Genomic DNA, 3606 nt, shown 5'->3' with positions numbered 1-3606 from the left:
CTCATCGGCCTGTTCTCCGGCCTGCGCAAGGGCAAGTTCTTCGACAACATCAACCTGATCATCGGCCTCATCTTCATGAGCATCCCGATCTTCGTGATCGCGTTCATCGCGCAGTACGGGCTCGGCTTGAAGCTCGGCTGGTTCAGCCCCACCGTCGGCGCGGGCGCCCCGCTGAAAGACCTCCTGCTGCCGGCCCTCGTGCTCGGCGTGAGCCTGTACGCGACGAGCATGCGCCTCACCCGCGCCTCCGTCATCGACACGCTGAATCAGGACTTCGTGCGCACCGCCTACGCCAAGGGCCTGAGCCGCGGCCGGGTTGTTCCCGTGCACGTGCTCCGCAACTCGCTGATTCCCACGGTGACCAACACCGCGACGGACTTCGGCACGCTGATGGTCGGCGCGACCGTGACCGAGGGCATCTTCAACGTCCCCGGCGTCGGAAACGTGCTCTTCAACGCCATCCTCAAGGGGGAGAACGTCACCGTCGTCTCCTTCGTCACGGTGATGGTCCTCGTCTACCTCGGCGTGAACCTCTTCATCGACCTGCTCTACGCCGTTCTCGACCCGAGGATCCGCTATGCATAACGCCCCGAACCCAGCCACCCCTGCGCGAGGCACCCGTCCCCCGATCGAGCACTTCGTCGCCTCCGTGGAGGAGACCCCGGTCGCGGCGGTCGACGCCGTCCGCATCGGCGAGAAGAAGTCCAACCTCTGGCTCGACGCCTGGCGCGACATGCGCGTCCGGCCGATGTTCTGGATCTCCGTGGTGATCCTCGTCGTCGTCGCCCTCGTTTCGCTGTTCCCCACCCTGTTCAGCCAGGTGGACCCGCGGACCTGCTCCCTGCCGTTCTCGAACGGGAGCCCGGCCCCCGGCCACCCGCTCGGCTACAACAAACAGGGCTGCGACGTGTACTCGCGCATCCTGCACGGCACCTCGACCTCGGTCTCGGTCGGCCTCATGGTCATCCTGATCACCTTCGTGATCGGCACGGTCATGGGTGCGATCGCCGGGTTCTTCGGCGGGGCCGTTGACTCCGTACTCTCCCGCATCGGTGACATCTTCTTCTCGATTCCCTACATCCTGGCCGCCGTCGTCGTGATGAGCGTCTTCCAGGAGTACCGCAACCCCTTCGTCATCGCCGTGGCGATCGGTGGCTTCTCCTGGCCCATCACCGCGCGCATCGTGCGCAGTGAGATCCTCCGGGTGAAGAACGCCGACTTCGTGATGGCCGCGGAGTCCCTCGGGCTCTCCCGGATGAAGACGCTGATCAAGCACGTGCTGCCGAACGCGATGGCCCCGGCCATCGTGGTCACCACGATCTCGCTCTCCTCGGCGATCGTGGCCGAGTCCGTGCTGTCCTTCCTCGGCGTGGGCCTGCCCCGCGGCGAATTCATCAGCTGGGGCAACGACATCAGCGCCGCGCAGCTCTCGCTGCGCACCGACCCGATGCCCCTGATTTACCCCTCGCTGGCCCTGACGATCACCGTGCTCGGCTTCATCCTGCTGGGTGAGACCGTCCGGGATGCCCTCGACCCGAAGGCGAGGGCCCGCCGATGAACGAGCAGACCAACGTAAACGAACAGGCCCAGATGGAACCCGTGCTCAGCGTCCGCGACCTGAAGGTCGCCTTCAAGGTCGACAAGAAGCCGAAAGAGGTCGTGCACGGGGTCTCCTTCGACGTCTACCCGGGCGAGACCGTCGCAATCGTCGGCGAGTCCGGCTCCGGCAAGTCCACCACCATGCACGCGGTCATGAACCTGCTCCCGGGCACCGGTGAGATCACCGGCGGCTCGATTAACTGGCGCGGCCAGGAGCTCGTCGGTATCGGACGCAAGCAGATGGAGTCCATCCGCGGGCGCGAGATCGGCCTCGTGCCGCAGGACCCGATGTCGAACCTGAACCCGGTCTGGTCCGTCGGCTTCCAGGTCGAGGAAGCGATCCGCGCCAACGGCGTAGCCTCGGGCAAGAAGGCCGTTCGCGCCCGCGCCATCGAGGTGCTGGAGCAGGCGGGCCTGCAGAACGCCGAGCAGCGGATGAAGCAGTTCCCGCACCAGTTCTCCGGCGGGATGAAGCAGCGTGCCCTGATCGGCATCGGCCTCTCGGCGAAGCCGCAGTTGCTCATCGCGGACGAGCCCACCTCCGCTCTGGACGTGACGGTGCAGCGGGTGGTGCTGGACCACCTGGGCACCCTCACCGGGGAACTCGGCACCGCGGTGGTCTTCATCACGCACGACCTCGGCCTGGCCGCGGAGCGCGCGGAGAAGCTCATCGTGATGTACCAGGGCAACATCGTGGAGTCCGGGCCGAGCCTTGAGATCCTGCAGAACCCAAAGCACCCGTACACCAAGCGGCTCGTTTCCGCGGCGCCCAGCCTCGCCTCCCGGCGAATCAGCGGCACCGCGGACGGCGCGACGGTCGAGGCCCCCACCTCGACCTTCGACCTGGCCACGCTCGCACAGGAGCGCATCGCGCCGAAGACCGCCAAGGGCGCCCCGCACGTCGAGATCACGGACCTCACCAAGGTCTACAAGATCCGGAAGGGCGCCTTCGGGAGCTCGGACTTTACGGCCGTGAACAAGGCGAACTTCGTGATCAACCGAGGCGAGACGATGGCCCTGGTTGGCGAGTCCGGCTCGGGTAAGTCCACGATCGCGAAGATGGTGCTGCAGCTGGAAAAGCCGAACTCCGGGTCGATCCGGATCGACGGGCAGGAGACGGCAGGCATGACCGGCAAGCAGCTCTTCGATCTGCGCAGCACCCTGCAGCCGGTCTTCCAGGACCCCTACGGCTCGCTGAACCCGCTGAACAACATCGGGAACACGATCATGGAGCCGCTGAAGATTCACAACGTGGGCGACCCGGCGAGCCGGAAGGCGCGCGTGCTGGAGCTGCTGGACCAGGTCGCGCTGCCGCGCGAGCTCGCCACCCGGTACCCGAACGAGCTCTCGGGCGGCCAGCGTCAGCGCGTGGCCGTTGCCCGTGGCATCGCGCTGAAGCCCGACATCCTCGTCCTGGACGAGGCGGTCTCGGCGCTGGACGTGCTCGTGCAGGCGCAGATCCTGGAGCTCCTCGCCGAGCTGCAGCGCGAGCTGGGGCTGACCTACCTGTTCATCACCCACGACCTTGCGGTCGTGCGGCTGATCGCGGACCGGGTCTGCGTGATGAACCAGGGCCAGATCGTGGAGCAGGCGACCACCGCCGAGGTCTTCGAGAACCCGCAGCAGCAGTACACGCGGGATCTGCTCGACGCCATCCCGGGCGCGAAGTTCGAGCTCGGCATCGGCTAGCGCTGGGTCCCGGGCGACCGGGCTCACGACCGCGTGGGCGGCGCACCTCGGTGCGCCGCCCACGCGGCGTTTTCCCGCGTATTTTGGCGAAGCGCTGGCCGCGAGTCAAGTGTTTTTCGCAACTGTGCCGAAGCAAACGGATGCGCCCGGTCCAGCCGTCTCTCTTTCGTAACTTTTCCTCAGCAGCGCCTCGGAGACATTTGTCTCTGAACTAGGGTGAGTGCAATCACATAAACCTAGCTGGGGCCTCCGAAGGTGGAAGCGCCCGCTTGGGTTTTTCATCAAGGAGGAAACGTGACACGAGTTTCATCGCGCGCA

At 66.1% G+C, this 3606-nt stretch carries 3 protein-coding genes; all 3 read left to right on the top strand.

What is annotated here, in order from left to right; genetic code table 11:
- A partial coding sequence (locus OOT08_RS04260) for an ABC transporter permease (protein WP_325091330.1) occupies positions 1-585 on the top strand: 585 nt, incomplete at its 5' end.
- Positions 578-1558, top strand: coding sequence for an ABC transporter permease (locus OOT08_RS04255; RefSeq protein ID WP_325091329.1), 981 nt, complete (start codon positions 578-580; stop codon positions 1556-1558). The genes OOT08_RS04260 and OOT08_RS04255, both read left to right, overlap by 8 nt.
- A complete protein-coding gene (locus tag OOT08_RS04250; RefSeq protein ID WP_325091328.1) occupies positions 1555-3288 on the top strand; it encodes an ABC transporter ATP-binding protein in 1734 nt (577 codons plus the stop codon). The genes OOT08_RS04255 and OOT08_RS04250 overlap by 4 nt, the downstream gene beginning before the upstream one ends.
- Positions 3289-3606: the final 318 nt, after the last annotated feature.

Origin of the sequence: Leucobacter sp. M11 (assembly GCF_035726885.1) — a bacterium.
Lineage (GTDB): Bacteria > Actinomycetota > Actinomycetes > Actinomycetales > Microbacteriaceae > JAPFRB01.
Note: the sequence above shows the minus strand (reverse complement) of the source record. Positions and strands in the feature narration are given on the sequence as shown.